Here is a 21,473-nt window from a genome sequence, read left to right on the forward strand (position 1 = left end):
AAAATTTGTATCAATATATTATTTTTCATATCTTTGCACAATAAGGAATACTAATCTAATTACTTTTTGTGCAGAGATATGAATTTTATAACTAACAAGATTAAACGTGACTTACCGTTACGCATCAGTTTGATGATTGTATTGTCCGTGTCGTTGCTGCTCACCATAGCGCTACTTATCATGATGAGCTATTCACGAAAAACCATGAAAGAGGATGCACTGACCAAAGCCAGTTATACGTTGGACCGTGTGACCACCAAGATTGACAATATCATGCTCAGTGTAGAGGAAACCGTGGGCAACGTGTATTTCAACATGAAATTCGACAACCCCGAACGGTTCCATACCTATGCACGAAAGATAGTAGAGATTAATCCCTACGTGAAAGGTTGTGCCATCGCCTTTCGTCCTGGATATTTTAAGGGGCGCGACAAGTTTATGACTTATGCCCAGCGACTTGACAGCACCCATCACAACTATGCCCAAGCACCCATCGTTCTTGCCGACAGCTTTGGCACCAAACCTTACACCCGTCAGGTGTGGTATATGCGCGCCATGGCGATGAACAAGGCTGCATGGCTGAACCCGCTGGCAGGCATGAAGTCGGATATCGAGCCCCTGACTGCCGTCAGCGCACCAATCATCGATAAAGATGGAGAGACAATAGGCGTTATATGCACCTTTGTATCCACTAGTCTGCTATCAGGTATCATCGCATCCGCCAAGCCGTCGCCCCATTCCTATTGCGCCTTACTGGATCGTCACGGCACGTTTATTGTTGACCCTACAGGCGGTTATCTGTCTAAGACAAAAGCAATGAACCTACCTGGTGCATCAGTCAAGCAGGCTGTTAAGAGCATGATGTCGGGTGATAAGGGCTATCTGCCATTCGAGATAAACGACCATGACTTTTATCTTTTCTATAAGCCATTTGTACTGGCCGAGGTGCCTTATCGCTCTAACGACAATCTGGGATGGAGCATCGGCATCGCATTTTCTGAGGAAGACATCTTTGGCGAATATAACGCCCTATTCAACTATGTACTTATCATTGCGCTTGTGGGTATGATACTCATGTATCTCCACACACGCCTGATTATCCGCCACCGACTGAAACCACTCAACAAGCTGACACATTTCACACAGCGGATAGCGGAAGGACATTACAACGAGCCTGCTCCTGTTGGCGCAAGGCATCACGACGAGATTGGTAAGTTGCTGAAACACTTCCAGAAGATGCAGCGTTCGGTTTCAACCAATATCAACGAACTTCATGAGCTAACGGATACCATCCAAGAACGCAGCAAGGAACTGCACATCGCTTACAAACAAGCCAAGAAAGCCGACCACATGAAGACGGTTTTTCTGCATAATATGACCGACCAGATGGTGGCGCCCACGATGGCTATCGACAATGATGTGACCACACTGAGCCGCTATGACAAAGACCACTACGACAAACCTATCAATGAGCTGGTGGATAACATCCAGCAAAACGGCAACACCATCACACAGATTCTTAACAACCTCATCAATCTCTCTGAAAAAGAGATGGAACAGGAGAAAGGAGGTGAGCTATGATACGCATCCACCCGTCATTCTCAGCCAAAGTTATCATATGGGTGCTCCTCATAGCTGTACCCGTGTTTGTGGCATCGATAGGCTTGCTGTTCTGGCAGTCACACAAGTTGATACGCGCCGAAGCTATTGACAGAGCTAATGGTGTGCTGGCATGCGCCATGCATCGCATCAACCGGCATCTCATTACCGTTGAAACAGCCAGCAATACCAATGCCTGGATGATAGAAGAGAACCTCAATGCCGACTCACTCATGTCGTTTGCCAACCGTATTGCAGCCACAAATCCTTATTCTGATGGTTGCGCCATCAGCACAGAGCCTGGCGTCATCACGGGTTATCCTGAAGGATTTATGGCTGTGGCATTTAATGACAAAGGCATCATCAAGTCGTTTATAGAAACCGACCACAGCTACTTCCATGAGCGCTGGTATAGCGTTCCGCGTATTCAGCAAAAATCGCTATGGATACTCTCGCAGGATAAGAAAGATGCCCTCGACATGGAAGAGGGGTCGATGATTGCCTCCTATCCCCGTCCACTCTTCAATAGCAAGGGGCAGTTTGCGGGCATCATCTCTACCTGGCTTTCACTCCAGCACATCTCACAGCTGTTGGCCGAGGTGCGCCCTTATCCGCATTCCTATTATGTGATGCTCGACGAACAAGGACACTATGTGGGGCATCCCGACTCTACCCGTCTCTCGGGCAAGACTATCTTCAGCGTAGCCGATCCGCAGCGCCAGGCTGACCTCATCGCATTAGGATACGAGATGACCAAGGGAAACCAGGGCAGCATGGTGGTAACGATTAATAATGCCAAATCGCTGGTATGCTACATGCCTGTAGAGGGCACACCATGGAGCCTAGCAATCATCTGTCCTGAGAGCGATGTCATGAAGGGATTCAACCGCCTCACATATATCGTGATAGCACTGCTGTTAATCGGTTTGATACTCATCTTTATCAACTGCCACAGGGCGGTAACCGTGTCACTCCAACCACTGAAACAACTGCTTGAGAAGGCGCGGGCAGTAACCAATGGAAGATTGGATGTGGATATTGCCCACAGCAAACGTACTGATGTTATTGGTGGTTTACAAAACAGCTTTGCCACCATGCTTGAGTCGCTCAATTACTATATCAATAGTGTGCGCACCGCCACCGACCAAACCAAGCGCTATAACCGCGAGTTGGAGCATACCACTCAACTGGTGTTGGAGGCAGAACACCAGAAGACGCTGTTTATCCAGAATGTGACCCACCAGATACGCACCCCGCTCAACATCATCATGGGCTTTGCCCAAGTGCTCAATAATCCTGCTGGCGACGGCTCGCTGAGCGATGAATTTGGCGAAGAGGAGATCAAGAGTATCGCCGGAACGATGACGCACAACAGTCATCTGTTGTATCGCATGGTGCTGATGCTGTTCGACAGTTCTGATTCGGGCAAGGCCGAGTCGGCCGAGTGCAACACACGTGAGATGGTGTCCTGCAATGCCGCCTGCCAGGAAGCACTGGAATTACTGAATGATCACCATCCTGACGTGCCCATCACTTTTGCCACAGAGGTATCGAACGACTTCTGTATCCACACCAATCGCCGCTACCTCACTTATAGTCTGGAAGAGCTGTTACACAATGCTGTACGCTATTCAGACAAGCAACACGTTTTGTTGCGCGTAGAGCGCAAAGAGAATGTGGTGCAATTCATCGTACAAGATACCGGCAAGGGTATAGCCGAGACCGATCGTGAAAATATCTTCAAGTTATTTACCAAGATCGACGACTTTAGCGAGGGTTTAGGACTGGGCCTACCCCTCACCAAACGTCATGCCGAAAATTTGGGTGGAAGCTTTAAGCTTGACACCGACTACCATGAGGGTAGCCGATTTATATTCGAACTTCCAGTGGCTTGAAAATCAGCCACAATGGAAGTATCGTGTCACTAACTTTTGTATTTCCTCTGGATAGTCCTCAATGGTCTTTCTCAGATTCTTATCATCGAAGGCGCGCAACTGCTCTACGATGCCATCAATCATGGCAGGCGAGAACACGCCATACTCCTCGTAAGCCTTTCGCTGACGATTCAGATAATCTGCCGATGCCACACATGAATCAGGCAGCTGAGCCAGGTTATTCAGTCTGTCGGCATTTTCTGCTGCATGAATATTCATATTCACATACGTTTTCTCAGCCAGTTTCAAGGCACCATCAATCTCGAAACCATAACGACAAGCCACACAGAGACCTGCCAGCAACTGGTAGATATCGGCACTGCCGTCGGGCGAGCGCATCTCCACGGTCTGCTTGATGCTCGTATTGTAATCTGCCATGAGTTCCAATGGATTGGCCGACTTGCACATATCAGCCTCAACAGCCCAGCCTAATGGCACGCGCACCAGCACACTACGGTTTCTGTCGCCCCAGCACACACTGGTAGGCGCCTCCTGATTGGGCACCAGACGGAAGTAGCTGGTAGGATTCTTATTGCCGAAGGCCGTTATCGAAGGAGCAAGCACCATCATACCGGCAATCATCTTTCTGGCTGCCTCACTGAGTACACCATTTGTCAGCATCTGGTTCTGACCGTCTTTCATCATGCGCATATGAATATGCAGTCCTGATCCAGCCTTACCGGTTGTAATCTTGGGTGCAAACGTCACATTGTACCCCAACTGATAGCCCAGGTTACGAATCACCCACTTAGCTATCAGCAGTTGTTCGGCAGCCTGCTCCACATTCACAGGCAGAAACTCTATCTCATTCTGCTCATAGTTTTTACCATCAAGCGAGAAGTTGCCCACCTCTGAGTGGCCATATTTGATTTGTCCGCCGGCCTGCGCAATATACTGCATGCAACGGGTGCGGAACTCATTAGCCTTGGCATAAGGAGCTGACTCGTGATAGCCACGCTGATCCTGCGCTGGGAACACGTCCTCGTCATCACTAATCACATAATACTCCAGCTCGCCCATCGCCTGAAACTCCATACCTGTTACCTCACGGAAAGCCTCAGCCGCCTTGTGCAGCGTGTGCTCTGGCGAAGACTCCAAGGGGCGTCCATCCTTATCAAAGAATGAACAGAGCATCGATATTGTTGGAATCTCTGAGAAGGGATCTAAAAAAGCTGTACGGAAACGTGGCACCACATACAGGTCGCTCGAGTCTGCCTGGATAAACGAGAACAGACTGCTGCCATCCACGCGCTCGCCACAGGTGAGGATCTCATCCAGATAAGCCAAATCATTAATCACAAAGTTAAGTGTCTTCAGTTTACCATCTCCGCCAGGATACATAAAATTCACCATACGGATCTGGTTCTGCACGATGTAGTCCATGATATCTGCCTTTGTAAATTCTGCCGCCGGCTTCTGCAACGCCACCACGATGGGATTGGCATTCATAATCAGGTGTTCTGTAATCATCTTTCTCTCAATCGGATTTTAAAATTGTGTCATATTGCGCACAAAGATACGCATTTTTTCATAAAGGTCGAAAAAAATTGAGTATTTTTATGTATTTTTCCTAAAAGCCCCTGTACCATCACGATACAGGGGCTTCATCAATTATCTATAATTCTATTTACTGAATATTAAGCAGGCGCTTGGCGCGGGTGAGGTTGTCGCCCTCCTTCATCTGTTCGAGAAGTACCTCGTTGATGCGACAGAACTTCTCACGGAAGGTCTTGAGAGTCTCATCCTGCAACTCAGGATGGTATGAGAGGCGCAGTGGAGCGGCCTCGAGATAGCCGAAATCCTCGGTATAAACCATACCGGCATCGTGCTGCTTGAAGTCCTTCACCATGGTCTGGATATGACGGAAGTTGGCCTTCGTACCATCTGCTAGGACATAATCGGCAGGCAGTTCAATCTCGATGGTAGCACCAGCAGCGGCAGCTACCATACCAAGGTCGATTGTGGCCTCGAGGTTCATACCATCGTAAGTGCATGGCAGCGACTTACCATTGCAAGTGATGCTGACAGGGGCCTTCTGGCAGGGCAGCGACACATAGTAATGGCGCTGAGCTGGCATATCCTTATACTGTCCATGACGCTGACCGATAGTAACTACGAGTTTATTGCCCTGACGGACATAAGAGAGCGGTGTGGTGGCATACTCAGCCACGTAGTTCTTGTCCTCACCATTATCCTCGTAAAGTTCGAAACTGCCCTTATCGGCACCAGGGAACACACGAACGATGACTGGCTGATTGGTGCCAGAAAGATTCTTCACCTTGCCGAAGTAAGGCAGAATGCTACCGGCCTTGATATAGACAGGATACTCGTCCATGGTGAAGCGGCGCTCATAAGTCTTGCCGCCCTGAAGCAGTTCGCCTGTCTCGTACTCCAGCCACTGACCAGCAGGCAGCCATACCTTCACTGTGGCAAAGCCGTCCTCGGGATTAACCTCGCTGGTGACTGGTGCGATGAGCATATTGTCGCCAAACATGTACTCTTCCTTATACTCATAAGCCTCGGGGGCATCGGGACTGTCATAATAGAGCGGACGACAGATGGCGAGACCACTCTCGTAGGTCTTGCGAGCCATTGTATAGATATAAGGTACGAGCGCATAGCGACCGTTGATAACATTTGTGAGACGCTGCTGTGTGGTCTGATCGAAAGCCCAAGGCTCCTTGTTAAGGGCGGGGTCCTTGGTGCTGTGCGAACGGAGCACTGGCAGATACTGTCCCATCTGCATGGCACGGGTATAGAGTTGTGGCTCTACAGGTGTGCCCCACTGTTTGCTCTGGTGACCGCCGATGTCGTGGCTCCAATAACCATAGAGCACGTTAGAGGCAGTAGAGTTGAAATAAGGCAGGAACTTCAGACTGGCCCATGTGATAAAGGCATCACCCGAGAATCCAATCTGATAGCGGTGGTTGCCCAGTCCGCCCCAACGATGATAGAGCATAGGACGCTTGTCGCCATTGCGCTCCATATCGCTAAACCAGATATAGTTGCACCAGAACACATTGTCGAGCGAATCAATCTTGCGGTCCTTGGGCCACTGCTGCCAGTCGAGCCACCAGAAATCAATACCATCGGCCATATAATCATGCAGATAGGTGTCGAAGATAGCCTTCACGTACTGCTTGTCAGAGCCCAGCCACTCGTAGGTCTTGCCATCATTCTTGCCCAGACGCTGCATAAACTCCTTATACTTTTTCTCATAAGGACGCACACCATCGGCAGGATGCAGATTCATCGTAGCCTTCACACCCTGACGGTCGAGGTACTTCAGAAAGGCCTTATAGTCGGGGAAGAGGCGCTCGTTCCAGTCCCAACCGGTCCAACCGCCGCCAGCCTCAGGACTGATGGGGTGCCAGTCCATATCGATAACCAGCACGTCGAGTGGCAAGTCGAGGCGCTGGAAGTTACCAATCAGATCGCGGAAATCCTGGTCGCTGTAGCTCCAGTAGCGGCTCCACCAATAACCGAAGGTGTAGCGTGGTGGCAGGGGTACACGTCCAGCAAACTTAGTGAACGACTGCAGGGCAGCCTTATAGTTATGACCATAAGCCATGAAATACCAGTCTTGAGCACCCTCTGCACTCTGACGCTCAGCCACCCACTCCCAGTCCTTGGCACCATCAAAGAGCAGACGGTGACTGTCGTCAATGAGGGTCCAGCCATCTGTTGCCAGCAAACCGTCCTCGATAGGCATCTGCTGCTTAGGGTTGCTGTACTGATACTCAGAGCCATCGTAACCATCAAGGGTGCGATAGGTACCCTTCAGGTTGTGCTTCTGCACCATACCAGGCTTCCATACGAAAGGTGTATTGATGCCCTTAGTGCTGGTGATAGTCAGGTTATCCTTGGTAAGCGGACCTGAGCCTTTCTTATAAACCAGCTTCATCTTAGCGGTGCTGATAACCACCTGCTTGGCAGTGTTTTTAATACTGCAGTTCACCTTTGGATACTCGCGGATGACTGCCACAAAGCTCTTGTTGTCAACAAACTTACCATCGGGAGCATATTCCAAACGGACGGTACCTTCATCAATCAGGGTAAAACGCACATGTGCGTCCTGATAAACCACATTGGCCACAGCCTGCAGACTGAGCATAAGCAATGCGGCACAAAGAATAGTCTTGATTCTCTTTCTCATATATCTAACTTACTTATTAAACGTAGGACAACGGCTTTCTACCGACGACTGACTGCCAGCCACCAAAGGCCAACCATCAACCCACTCTACACGGTCCATCAACACTTGACGGCCTGCATCGGGATCGGTACGCATATAGCCATGATATATCATCCAATCCTGTCCGGCATCATCGGTGATAAACTCGGAGTTATGACCAGGACCAGCTACACCATTGCTGCCATGCAGCAGCACATCGAAGGCACCATCAAGCATGCGCTTACCATCCTTGGTGACGTAGGGACCGAACAGATTCTCAGAACGACCATAAATAACCTGATAAGTGCTGTTGTTACCCTCGCAGCATGAACCATTAGAACCTATGAGGTAATAATAGCCACCACGACGATGGATGTATGTGGCCTCCATCTGATTGCCAGCCACCTGGATGGGTTTGGCACCTGGCTTGATGGTGAGACCATCGGCACTGAGCTCTATGCCATAGATGCCATGGAATGAGCCCCAGAACACATACTTCTTGCCACCATCCTCGATGTAGAAGGGGTCAATACTATTCTGAACCCCAATCTCGCTGCTGATAAACAAAGCACCATGATCGGTGTAAGGGCCCTGTGGCTGTGTGGCCGAAGCAACACCCAGACCACAACTCCACTCACCGCCCCATACTGACTTAGAGTAATAGAGCATGTACTTGCCATCCACGTAGTTGATATCAGGTGCCCAGATGCCACCACCAGGATTCCATTTGGGGCGACTCTCATCAGTAAAAGCAGTGCCCACATACTGCCACTTCAGCAAGTCGGTAGAGCGATAGATGGGCAGGTTGCGGATATCCTCGGTAGCAAAGAGATAGAACACGCCGTCGGGCGACTTCACGATAGAGGGATCGGGCAACGAGGTTGCGATGATAGGGTTACGATACTTTTGAATAACAGGGGTAGGTGTAATATCCTGAGAGTGCCCACCGTCGTCCGACGATGAGCAGCTCAGAATAGGCATAATGCCAACAATTATACTAACTATAGAAAACATGTAATTTGGTTTTTTCTTTTTTATCATATTACCAACCAGGATTTTGTGTAAGATTAGGATTGCGCTCCAATTCACCCTGCGGCACAGCAAAGAGTTTCACGTGCTCGCCTATATAGTTATTGGTGTAGCGCTTAGTGCCCCAGATCTCGGTCATACCATTGGCACCATTCAACTGTGACGGATCGCTGACGGTGGTGCGATTGGTGCCTACCTTACGATCGAGCCAGGTATCCCAGCGCAGCTGCTTCCAGTAGAGCTGACCCTCGCCACAGAGCTCCCAGCCATACTCATTACGGATACGCTCGCGCATGTTGTCCTGACCGGAAACCTTCGTGTAAGCATTGCTGTTGAGAAGTGCCAAACCTGGGATACGGGCACGTACCATATTGATATACTTCACAGCCTCATCGGTCTTACCCTGCTCGTTGAGCGCCTCAGCCAGCGAGATGAGTGCACCTGCATAGCGGAAGATAGGGGTATCGATATCGCTGTTGAGTCCGTTCTTGGTCTCGCGACCCTCGGGCACATATTTACGCCACAGATAATAGAAGCGGTCGTTGGTATCGGTACGCAGGTCGTAAGGCGCAGCATTGTCTGAACCGATATAAGGCCAGCGCAGCGTGTAGTCCCAGCAGTCGGAGGTTGAACCGCCCTTATAAGTAGAGTAAGGTGTGATGAAGTTCATCAGCATACGTGGGTCGCGGTTCTGATAGATGGCCAGAATACGTGCCTCGTTGCCATCTTTATCATACTGACTCATGTCGGAGCCATAGTTCACCATCTGCTGGTAACCGGCCTTGAGCTTCTCGTTGGGAGAGTTGGGGTCGAGACCATCGCGCAGGAAGTAAACCGAGCGAGCCTTGGGGTCCATCTTTGAATAGCCAGGGAACACCTCGTCCATACTGAATGGTTTACCATCGGCATACTCATAAGAATCTACGAAGTAAGGATTCGGAATCAGGTTGTTCCAGCAGCCGAAGCCGTCGGCAGTATAGGTATTGCGGTTGCCGTGGGTACGACCTAACAGCGAGCCCATGCCATCCTCGTCGGTATATTGATACTGGAAGATGTACTCATCGTTGCGCTCATTGGCAGCCTTGAACATATTCTTATAGTCAGGGAAGAGTTGGAAGCCCATAGTGGTGATGGCTGTGAAATCAGCCTCAGCTTTGCTCCAATCCTTGAGCCACATATAGACCTGACCACGCAGATAGTAGGCGCAGGCCTTGGTGACACGACCATAGTTCTTATCAGAGGTGGCATACTTGCCTGGCAGATTCTGCTCGGCAATGGCATCAGACAGGTCTTTCAGGATGAACTGCCAAACCTCGTCGGCAGTGTTGCGGGCCTTGGTGTCCTCGCCATACTCTACAGGCTCATCATAGATGGGCACGCCACGCCACAGTACGTTGGCACGATAGTAAGCCCAAGCGCGCAAGAACTTACACTCGGCGATATCGCGAGCACGCTCGCTAGCCGACATAGCCTCGCACTTATCGAGATTATTGATGACGTTGCTGGTGCGATAAATCTCCTCGTAAAGGCGCTTCCACATGTCGTTGAAGCCCCAGTAACTGGCGTTGCAACGGCCACGAGCCCAGTCGTAGCCCCCCCAGTTGGCATCCAGGTCGCACACGTCGGTGGCGGCATCAAAATTCTGCCAGTCGGCACACTCGCCCTGGTTCTCCCAATAGAAGCGTTCGTAAGCACCGTTCACCACGGCATCAGCCATGTTATAGGTCGACCACACCAGGTCGGTACCTACACGGTCGGAAGGTTGAGTATCCAGGAAGTCGGCATTACAAGCCGTCAATGCGACACTCGCGGCAGCAAGAGCTAAGCTGCTGCACATTTTATTGATTATTTTCTTTTCCATAATAGGTTATTCATTGTTGATGGTTAAAATGTTACATTCAGTCCGAATGAGAGCTGACGCATGGTAGCATAACCCTCACCAGAACGCATCTCAGGATCCAGTCCGGGGAAGCTGGTGATGGTCAACAGGTTCTCACCAGAGAAGTAGAAGCGCAGATTCTCTGCATAAATCTTACGAGAAATATGCTTTGGCAGTGTGTAGCCGATAGTGAGGTTACGCAACTTCAGATAGTCGCAGCTATACAAGTGGAATGTGTTGTCGAGTGCATCACTCATACTTGGATTCTCGAGCGACATACGTGGGTTCTTAGATGTGATGTTGGTGCGTGGGTCGCTGGGGTTGTTGGGATCATAGAAATAATGATCGTCGGCAATCCACTGTGGGATAGACAGACCGAACACAACGTTAGATGAGTTCTGACCAATCTCGCGCCAGTAGGTAGAGAAGCCTGTGGCACCGCCCCAGTTAATCGAGAGGTCGATACCCTTCCACTCTGCATGCATCTGCACACCAAAGGTGAACTTAGGCACGTTCGACTCGCCCATGAACTGCTGGTCGTGACTGCCACCAAAAACCTTGTCGCCATTGGTGTCGGCATAGATATACTCACCATACCAGATGGCATTAGGTGTTACAGCATGCTGTGGCTCGAACGAGTAGCCGGCAGCCACCATGTCCTGTGCCCACTTCAAATCCTGTGGGGTACGAATCATACCGTCGCGAGGACCACCATTGGGATCGACAACGCCATTAGCATCGTAGTACTTTCCTGTACCATTATATATAGGATAAACATAGAACTCGTTCATCATGTGACCCTCAACCAGGCGCTGGGTGCCACCTGAAGACACCTCACCGAGGTTTGAGTAGTAAACATTTGGATCTGGGTTGTTAGGATCGGCGCCCCAACCTTCGATGACACCACCTTTATAGTTGGTGACGCGGTTCTTATTGAATGAACCATTGACAGATACACCATAGGTGACGTCGCCAATCTTATCCTCCCAACGGAAGGTCATCTCAAGACCACGGTTGCTCACACCTGCCAGATTCTGCAGAGGTGCCACCTTATCACCAAAGATCAAACCGATAGATGGACGATAGAGGATGCCTGAAGTCTGCTTGTCGTAGTAGTCGATGACACCCGACAGACGACCACCGAGGGTAGAGAAGTCGAGACCGATGTTGAAGGTCTTGGTGGTCTCCCAAGTGACGTTCATGTTGGGCAGGTTGCGCAGGTAGAAGCGAGGCACCTTCTTACCACCCATAGTGGTATAGCCTGTCTCGTACCATGACTGATAAGCGTAGTTATCAACCGACGAGTTACCCAGTTTACCATACGATGCACGCAGTTTCAGGTTATCGAATGCACTCAGGAAAGAGTTCTTGGCAAAAGCCTCCTCGCTGATGCGCCAGCCAGCTGATGCTGAGGGGAAGAAACCCCAACGGTTATCGGGCGAGAAACGCGAAGAACCATCGTAACGGAAATTGGCCTCCAACAGGTAGCGTGAATCGAAAGCATAGTTCAGACGACCGAACCATGAACGATAGGTGTAGCCTGTGAAATTGCCACGGATATACTCCTCTGAGGTCAGTGTGCTCAGGTCGGTCAGGGTGGCATCAATCATACCCATCTTCTTCACGTCGGTATTACCATCGCTGTTTTTACCTTCCTCGAAACCAACGAGTGCTGCCACATCGTGCTTCTGAGCGAAGGTGTGAGCCCAGTTCAGGGTGTTGGTCACCTTCCAGTTGTAGTAATGGTGATAATACATATAGCCAGAGAGGGCCTCGAGTGCAGCGGGCGATGCCACTACCTCATTACGGCTGAAGCTATAGCTCTCGTTCTGTCCGTCGGTATATTTATGACGGGTGTTGAAATAATCATAACCAAAGGTTGACTTGAAGGTGAAGTCCTTCAGGAACTTAACCTGTGCATAGGCTGTGGCATAGGCATGTGTGGTCTTGAAGTAGCTGTCGCCATCGCCATTGAGTAACTGCATGGGGTTGTGGGCAGCACCATCCTCAACCGATGTCTCGATACCACCAAACTTACCATCATAATAAGGATAGATGCCTGGTACGGTCTTCAGGAACTCCCAGCTCGACAGGGCATCCACATTGTTACGATCGCGATCGCTGTGAGAGCCCCAGACCTGTGCACCCATCTGCAACCAGTTGGTCACATCTGAGATCAGCTTCAGATTGAGAGAGTATTTCTGCTCACCCGAACGAACAATCATACCGGGATTGTCGAGGTAGGTAAGTCCAAGGTTGTAGCGAGTGCGAGTGTCCTTACCCGACAGTGAGATGGCATGCTCCTGCATCACCTTGGTCTGGTAGATCTCGTCGTACCAGTCGGTGTTAGGATAAGCCACGTAGTTGGGATAACCCGACTCTGCCATGCCGTTGGGGTTAGCCTCAGCCTGGCGCCACTGGTCGATGACGGTTTGCGGATACTTGCCTGCAGTGCCGATATTCTCACTGGCCTCGTTCACCATCTCCATATAGTCGGCATAGTTCGACATGAAGCGAACCAGTTTTGAAGGTTTGTTGACAGACAGGCGACCGGTATAGGTAACGCTAACCTTACCCTCGGTACCGCTCTTAGTGGTGACCAGGATAACACCGTTAGCACCACGGTTACCATAGATGGCGCACGAAGCAGCATCCTTCAGTACTGAGATGCTCTCGATATCCATAGGGTTGACATCAGAGAGACTCATCTCCATACCATCCACCAATACCAGCGGACTGGCATCATTCATGGTTCCAACACCACGGATGTTGACCGAGAAGTTTTCGGCACCTGGCTTACCAGAGCCCTGCAGAATATCAAGACCGGCAGCCATACCCTGCAAAGCCTGGGCTACTGTGGTAACCGGACGTGAGTTGGTCTCCTTCTCTAGGTTCACCGATACAACCGATCCGGTCAGGTTCACCTTCTTCTGGGTACCATAACCCACCACAACTATCTCGTTAAGTTCATTTCTGTCTTCCTTCATGGTCACCACCATGTTGTCGGTAGCACGCGCCGCCACATCCACATAACCAATGTAGGTAAAGACAACTTGTGCATCAGACTTGCTGAGTGGCAGTTTGAAACGTCCGTCCATATCAGAGACAGCGGCATTCTGAGTGCCCTGCTCCTTGATGGTAACGCCAATGAGAGGCTCACCCTGAGCATCTACAACCTTACCTGTTACAACACGCTGTTGCTGGGTGGCTGCATAGCTGCTGGGATAAACCGACAAAGCCAGTTTTTGTTCAGCTGACGAAGGCGTAGCTACCATCAGGAGCGCTGCACCTGCCAACGAGGTAATTAATCTTTTTCTCATTTGATTGTTAGGTTTAATTTAAAACTATTTTTTTAGAAAATCATCAGTTCGTGTTGGTGAATACATCTCCCAAAGCGAGGCAACGGTCCAGCCGGGAGCAAAGAGGTTATTATAGAATCCCTTACCGTTCATACCATAGTCCCAAGTGGTGTGCTGTACCACCTCGGGATAGAATCCAGGCAGTGCGATGCCGCAGAGACGCTCTGGTGTAGGCATCAGCTGACTGAGTGAGTTGAAGATCACATCGTGCATCTGCAGGAAGCGGGTGTTACCCTTCTGCTCGCCAAGCCACTTCACGATATGTGGCAACTCGAATACAAACACATCGATATGATTGTTCTCTACCGATACATTACTCCAGCCACGGGTCTTCAGACCTAAGTCGCCCAGCATCTGTCCCTGAGCAAATGGCACATCCCACATGTAGTACCATGACAGAGCGAAATAAGCTGCCTTCTCACAGAGGTCGATATAGTGCTGACGCTCCTTACCCTTGGTCACGGCTGCCAGATAATAGGTAGCGGTGACGGCAGCAATAGCAGCCTCCTTATCCTCGCAGTTGGCATCGAGGGTTGAAGAGAAATAATCACTCTTAGAAATGATGTTCTGCTCCAGGTAGTTCACGGTGCGGCGAGCAGCCTCCAGATACTGTTTCTTGCCGAAGTAGCGGTAGCCCATGACGAGTGCTGAGGTTGAAGATGGGGTGCTACCACCAGTGCCATCCACATCACTGCCATCGTCCTTATACTTACGGGCAAAGCTTCCATCAGCCTTCTGCAACTTCAGGAAGCCATCGAGGATAGTCTTAATCTTAGCCTCCCACTCGGGATGCTTACGCCCGTGGGCTTTCTCATATTTGAGATAGAGCAGGATGGCATAGACACCCTCCGACTGCTGACGGATAGAGTGAACCACTTTCTCGTCGAGGGGGAAGCCACGCTCAAAATTCACGTTATCATAGAAATAGCCTGCACTGGTGAGTCCATGCTGCAGGTAGCTGTCAAGGATCTCCTGACCAGTTGCAACGATATCCTGCTCACCATGCTGCTCACCATACTCAATAGCATTGAAGGCATTGAGCAATACACGACCCACGAAACCAATCTGTGCCTCGGGGAAAGGCTTGCAATCGTTGGTGAGCAGTGTGTGACCAGAATGATACTTCAGTGGGAAGTTGCCAACATAGGCCTGACGGAAATAATTGGTCAGTCCCTTCTTCATCTCCTCAGGCGTAAAACGGGCCTTCAAAGGCTGTGGGTTCAAGTTGTCGAAACAACGCTGCCACATCATAGTGACATGCTGACCAAAATCCTTGGCTTCACTCTTGCTGATACGCCACTTAAGTGTCTTGGTCTGACCCTTCTCTATCTTAGCAAAAGCAAAGACAGGAGCGGCCAAGGTGAGCTTACGGATGTAGCGCTTGGGTGTCTCGATATATGGATAGCCGAAAGTGAGCTTGGCCTCCTGCTCCTCGCAGTCAAGACCCAGGTAACCTAATGAGGTCTCACCACTCAGGATAATCTCTCCCTGCTGATGGGTGGTCAGGCACTCCTGTGGTTTGTCGAGAATACGGATAACGGCCATTGATTTGCCATTAGCTTCATCATAGACGCTGGTCATTGGCGACGACAGACGATCCTCGCGAAAGTTCCAACTCTTCGAAGTATGGAATGAAGGCGCCTCCTTTGGCGAACGGAGGTTACGATGGTACCAGAAACCTGGCAGATAGAACTCACTGTCGGCCGACTTGATACCTGTGGCAATTGCTGCACCTATATTATAATAGGTTGTAGCATTGGCACGGATGGTGAGGGCAAGAACTTTGCCATCGCCGTCGTCAGACAGTTGTTGACTGATACTCAGCGGCAATGTCTTACCCTGAGGAGCCTTCAGTTCATTGCCCTCAGCATGCAGACTAATCACTTCTGCAGGATTACCTGGCTGCTTGATGCTTATCTTCGTCTGAATATCAAAGGCAGACGCCGTAAGCGAAAAAACAGCTAAGGCCGAAACTAAAATTAATTTTCTGTTCATATTTTAAAGTTTTTGTTGGTTTTATGTATTCTACTATTTCGATAGATAATGGAATGTATCATCACTCACGCAAAAAGTGGTTCCAAGGTACTTCAATCCCACTACAGCTGTCTTACGAGGACTAACCTCTGTAAAACTCTGATGGGTATGGAACACATAATTCCAGTCACCATTGGCATCCTTAAAGATATCACCATGACCAGTACCATAATAGCCAATATTGGAACGATTGATAACAGATTGCTTCGATTTGGCCCACGGTCCGTAAGGCGATGATGCTGTGGCTACTCCTACGGCATAGTCGATATTACGGAAGTCATTGGCCGAATAGAACATATAATAGGTATCGCCTATGTGCAGCACTGTTGGTCCTTCGGTTACCGGCCAATTGGCATTGGCAGTATTTTCCCATTGTTCAGTGGCATACACGCACTCTTTAGCAGTTTCTTCCTTAATACCCATCAGATCATCTGTCATCTCTGCCACGAAAATACGGTTACCATCCTGCAATCGTACATGATAGAGATACGCCTTACCATCTGTATCAAAGAACACAAAAGGATCAATAGCCTTACCAGGAGTAGCAATAGCCTTTTTTACATCCTGAGTGAAAGGCCCCTTTGGCGAGTTCGATTTTGCGACAGCAATCTGCTCATTGGCTGTATAGAACATATAATAGGTATTGCCTTTCTTAAATACTTGTGGTGCCCAAAAGCCTGTAGTACCGAATGAAGTAGCACCAGACAAGCAGAAGCCATTGGCATTTCCAACAGGCCCCTGCCAAGTATTCAGGTCATTCGATTGGTAGACATAGAATCCGTAGCCAGAGTTACTAGCGGTGCCATATAAATAATATGTACCATCCTCATCAAGGAATATCGTTGGGTCGGCTTCTGTCAGAATCTCCTTCTTAGGTACTGCAGGAGCATCGGGAACCTGAATGACATCGTTACCAGTTTCATTCGAACTGCACGATGGCAAAACAGACAGCACTCCAAGAATAGTCAAAGACAATCGTAAGTTATGCTTTTTATACATTTTAGTTATAATAAGAGTTGTTGATAAAGATTTCGCTGCAAAAATAGACAAATAAGAATTTATGGGCGGGTAAAATTGTCCACGAAATGGGTAACATTGTCAAAAGTACAGAAAAAATGAACATAATTATAGATTAATTCAGGATTAATCGCTAAATTTGCACACAGATATAACGACATGATGAAACATTTTTCTTTTATCCTTGTATGGCTCTTTATGAGTTTGTTGGCAGATGCTGCAGAATTTAAGTTCCAGCATCTTAACACATCATATGGTCTACCAAACCAACAGGTAGAGAGTCTGGTTCAGGATGAAGAAGGCTATATATGGATAGGTACGCGTAACGGACTGGCCAAATATGATGGCTACAACGTGGAGACCTACTATCATGTGGAAGGTGAGCAGCACTCGCTAGTGCATAACTTTGTTCATGGGCTGTTCGTAGATAGCAAGCGCCGGCTCTGGATTAGTACAGAGAATGGTGTAAGCCTGTATCGCCCGGAGACCAACGATTTTCGCAACTACCTCAACGTGCGTGGCTACTGCACCAACTTTGTGGAGACCAACGACGGACGCGTGCTGACGGGTTCGAACCAGCTATATGCCTATGATGCCAAGATCGACTCTTTCGTGGTGATCCCCTCGCTCAATGCCGGCACGATAGCATCACTGTCGAGAGACAAGGCGGGTAATATCTATGTCTCGGCCAGCGAGATGATCTTTTCGATGGATGCCAGTCTGACCAGGATTCTACCACTCAACGTGAGTATCAACGGCGGACAGCCTGCCAGCCACAACGCCATCCTTCCCCTATTGGTAGATTCGCGCCAACACCTCTGGATAGGCTGCAACGATGGTAGTGCCATCTGCTATAATCTGAAGACGCACGCCCAGCAACGCTATGCCGCCAACCAACTGACGGGGGGTATTGTACGCGTGATTAAAGAAGACAAGCAGCACCGCATCTGGTTTGGCACAGAGAACGGATTGCTCACATTGAATCCTGACGGCAGCAGCATCCTCACACAGAAAGGCTATGGCAGCGACGGACTCTCGGACAATGCTGTATATACCATCCTGGCCGACCGGCAGAACAACATCTGGATTGGTACTTACTTTGGAGGTGTTGACTTCTTGTCGAGCCAAAAGCCACAGTTCCGCCACTTTGAGCCAAGTGCCGCCAATGGCGAACTAAAAGCGCGCATCCCACGCATGATCACCGAGACGGCACCAGGCATTTTCTGGATGGCTACCGAGGATCAGGGAGTGAACATCTACAACGCGTCATCGGGCCTCTTTACGCCATTCAACGGCATTCCTCATCTCGACTCTAACACACACAGCATCTACTACGATGCCAAACAGTCGGAAATATGGATAGGCACCCGATTCAAAGGACTCTACAGATATAATCTGCTGACTCATAAGACCACACAGTACTACCGAACCAAAGGACTCACATCAGAGGGTATCTTCTATCTGACCCGCGACAAGAACGGCCTACTGTGGGTGGCCACCATGGAGGGATTGCGCTATTATGATGACAAGACCGATACCTTCTGCGCATTAGGTCACGACCTGCTGGATCGCACCTTTATCTACTCGCTGTTTGTGGATAGGCACAATCAACTATGGGCTTGCACGGTGGCATGTGGTGTATATTGCATCAGCAAAAACCAGATTAAAAACTACAGTAAAGACAATGGTAGCGGACTGACCGACAATTATATCATCACAGCCTTCGAGGACTCGAAAGGCCGACTGTGGATTGGTACTAACAACAATGGTCTGTTCTGGCTTGACAGCCTCAACGGGAAAGTGCATCAAGCAGGCTCATGGATACCACGACAGTGCACCGTTTGTAGCATTGTTGAGGATAGAACAGGCTGCCTCTGGATTGGTACCGACCAGGGATTGTATAGCCACCGACTGAGCGACGGACACACCCGCTGCTTCTCGGCAGGGGCAGAGTTGCCTGTCAACCAGTTCAACTTCACTTCATCCTATCTGGCTTCGGATGGCCGTGTGCTCATGGGCACCTTCGATGGTTTGATAGCATTTGTACCCAAGCAGATGCATGCCGAAGCAAAGAATATGCATGTGCACTTTAAGAAGTTGTTTGTGAACGACCAAGTAAAACAGCAGATCGACTATACCGACCGTATCACGCTGAGCTATGAGGAGTCGCACTCGTTCCATATTGAATATGGTGTGGTGATGCCAGAGAATGTGCAGGGCATACAATACCAGATAAAGGTGGATGGCATAGATGCCGACTGGCGCGACGTGGGCACAGAGCGACGGTTCTATGGCTATCTGCTCAGTCCGGGCACCTACCAACTGCACGTGAGAGCTAACAACAACGACAGCGACTGGGACGAATGCCCCGAGCGTACTCTCACCATCGTGATCAAGGCACCCTTCTATCTCTCAACCCTCGCCTACATCATCTACTTCATCTGCTTTGCAGCACTGGTAGGCGGCGGACTCTTCCTCTACAACCTGCGCATGAAGGAACGCAACAAGATCAGACTTACCAACATGGAGAAAGCTAAGGTTGAAGAGATCGACCGTATCAAATCAAACTTCTTCACCATGGTTTCGCATGAACTGAAGACACCACTCTCGCTGATTATCGCACCACTGAAGAGCATCAGCGCATCGAAGATGGACAAGGAGATGAGCGAGTCGCTGAATATGGCCATCCGCAACTGTTCTAAGATGGAGCATCTGATTAATGAACTGGTGACATTCAACAAGATAGAATCCGACAACTTCCCATTCTACGTACAGCAGGGCAACCCCGTAGAGTTCGTCAGCGTCGTGGCCAGCAATTTCATCGAGGCCGTTTCTGCCAAAGGCCTACACCTGAATGTGAACTGTATGGACAACGGAGAAGACGGTTGGTTTTCACCCTCATACATCGAGCATATCCTGAACAACCTGATGTCAAACGCCATCAAGTTTACTGGCAATGGCGGTTCTATCACCATCAATGCTGAGATAACGCAACAGCCATCGTCGCCCGACCTCTACCTGAAGATGCAGGTGGCAGATACGGGTATCGGCATCATCAAGAGTGAGCAGGAGACCATCTTCGACCGCTATTACCAAACCAAGCGTGGCTACGCCACCAACAGCAGTGGCTGGGGTATCGGCCTGGCACTGGTTCACCGCCTGGTAGAGATTCACAAAGGCTCGGTATCGGTAGAAAGCGAACTGGGCAAGGGCAGCACCTTTACCGTGATGCTCAACATCTCGGGCCATGCCTTCTCCGACAAGAACAAGATATCTGCCGACAGCGAACAAGCTACCGTAGATAACTACCTGAGCAAACTCGACGCCACGCAAGTGAACATAGCAGGAAATGCCATCTCTGCCACCACTTCCCCATCGCCTACGGTTCCCACCAAGCAGACGCTCCTGGTGGTAGAAGACAATGAAGACATGCTGCACTTTCTGGAGCAACTGTTTGCAGCCGACTACAATGTGATTACAGCCCCCGACGGTCAGCAGGCGTGGGATATCGCCATCAGTCGCACCGACATCGCCCTGGTGGTATCGGATGTAATGATGCCTGTGATGACAGGTGCCGAACTGTGCAACATGCTGAAGAGCAACATGAGCACCAGTCATATCCCCGTGATACTGCTCACGGCCAAGGGCGATCCAGAGGATGTGAAGGAGGGCTATCGCAATGGTGCCGATGCCTATGTGCTGAAACCTTTCGACCCGGAATCCCTGTCACTGCAGATCTGCAACCTGCTCAGACTGATAGAGAACCGACAGAAATCGATATTTGATGATGGCGAAGCAGAGGTGGAACAGAACGACAGTCTGACCCAGCTGGACCGCGACTTCATCCAGCGACTGATAGAATTGGTAGACAATAATATCGGCAACGCCAACTTCTCGGTTACTGATATCACAACTGAACTGGGCATGAGCCGCAGTCTGCTGCACACCAAGATGAAGAATCTGATGAACACCTCGGCAGGCGACTATATCCGACACAAGCGCATCCAGAAAGCCTGTCAGATGATTGCCGACGGGCATAATGTATCAGAAACAGCCTACAGCTGTGGCTTTGCCGACCCGAACTATTTTTCGAAGGTATTCAAGAAAATGGTTGGCGTATCCCCATCAGAATACACCAATCACTAAGCAGCGCCTAGCAATTCGGCATGTGAATAATCCGCACATAAGTTGAACTCATATTTTGTCAACTTATTCAGTACACTACATTCATTTTAAAGTGCTCAAAAATTCAAAAGTATCACTTTTTTAGGGGATTATACACGTTTTTATGTAATACACATTAACAAAGTGCCGTGTATCCGAGTTGAAGAGATATAATCTTATACAGCAAAACAAGTTGTTTTGTTCTCTAAGAAGTTATCTCTTGCCAATCAAGAAGCTATCTTTTATAAAGTAAAACAACTTGTTTTACTGTAAGTGATAGTAGC

General features: G+C 49.5%; 10 protein-coding genes. 3 read left to right on the top strand and 7 right to left on the bottom strand.

Annotation, left to right across the window (positions count from 1 at the left end; genetic code table 11):
* The first annotated feature begins 78 nt into the window (after window positions 1-78).
* Together T360_RS0103590 and T360_RS0103595 are read left to right on the top strand one after the other, a co-directional pair.
* Window positions 79-1,581, top strand: a complete 1,503-nt coding sequence (locus tag T360_RS0103590; protein WP_081772679.1) for a cache domain-containing protein — start codon at window positions 79-81, stop codon at window positions 1,579-1,581.
* Window positions 1,578-3,494, top strand: a complete 1,917-nt coding sequence (locus T360_RS0103595) for an ATP-binding protein (RefSeq protein ID WP_028911588.1) — start codon at window positions 1,578-1,580, stop codon at window positions 3,492-3,494. Before T360_RS0103590 ends, T360_RS0103595 begins: the two co-directional genes overlap by 4 nt.
* A gap of 3 nt (window positions 3,495-3,497) precedes the next feature.
* Here the strand turns inward: T360_RS0103595 and T360_RS0103600 are convergent, their stop codons facing one another.
* From T360_RS0103600 to T360_RS0103630, 7 genes are all read right to left on the bottom strand, one after another.
* Window positions 3,498-5,003, bottom strand: a complete 1,506-nt coding sequence (locus tag T360_RS0103600; RefSeq protein WP_155949374.1) for a glutamine synthetase family protein — start codon at window positions 5,001-5,003, stop codon at window positions 3,498-3,500.
* Window positions 5,004-5,160: 157 nt separating this feature from the next.
* Entirely contained in the window at window positions 5,161-7,689 is a 2,529-nt protein-coding gene (locus T360_RS14550; RefSeq protein ID WP_051523333.1) for a glycoside hydrolase family 31 protein, read from the bottom strand.
* 9 nt (window positions 7,690-7,698) lie between these two features.
* Entirely contained in the window at window positions 7,699-8,688 is a 990-nt protein-coding gene (locus tag T360_RS0103610; RefSeq protein WP_231488069.1) for a family 43 glycosylhydrolase, read from the bottom strand.
* Window positions 8,689-8,749: 61 nt separating this feature from the next.
* Window positions 8,750-10,597, bottom strand: coding sequence for a RagB/SusD family nutrient uptake outer membrane protein (locus T360_RS0103615; RefSeq protein WP_028911591.1), 1,848 nt, complete (start codon window positions 10,595-10,597; stop codon window positions 8,750-8,752).
* Window positions 10,598-10,620: 23 nt separating this feature from the next.
* Complete coding sequence (locus tag T360_RS0103620) at window positions 10,621-13,935, bottom strand: TonB-dependent receptor (protein ID WP_051523335.1); 3,315 nt, start codon at window positions 13,933-13,935, stop codon at window positions 10,621-10,623.
* A gap of 24 nt (window positions 13,936-13,959) precedes the next feature.
* Complete coding sequence (locus T360_RS0103625) at window positions 13,960-15,969, bottom strand: hypothetical protein (protein ID WP_028911593.1); 2,010 nt, start codon at window positions 15,967-15,969, stop codon at window positions 13,960-13,962.
* Window positions 15,970-16,002: 33 nt separating this feature from the next.
* The gene (locus T360_RS0103630; protein ID WP_231488071.1) at window positions 16,003-16,977 is read right to left on the bottom strand and encodes a glycoside hydrolase family 43 protein; all 975 of its coding nucleotides are present in this window, start codon (window positions 16,975-16,977) and stop codon (window positions 16,003-16,005) included.
* Window positions 16,978-17,184: 207 nt separating this feature from the next.
* Here T360_RS0103630 and T360_RS0103635 point away from each other — a divergent pair, with 207 nt between their 5' ends.
* The gene (locus tag T360_RS0103635) at window positions 17,185-21,171 is read left to right on the top strand and encodes a two-component regulator propeller domain-containing protein (protein WP_028911595.1); all 3,987 of its coding nucleotides are present in this window, start codon (window positions 17,185-17,187) and stop codon (window positions 21,169-21,171) included.
* Window positions 21,172-21,473 lie beyond the last annotated feature (302 nt).

Source organism: Prevotella sp. MA2016 (assembly GCF_000619825.1).
In the GTDB taxonomy this organism is placed as follows: domain Bacteria; phylum Bacteroidota; class Bacteroidia; order Bacteroidales; family Bacteroidaceae; genus Prevotella.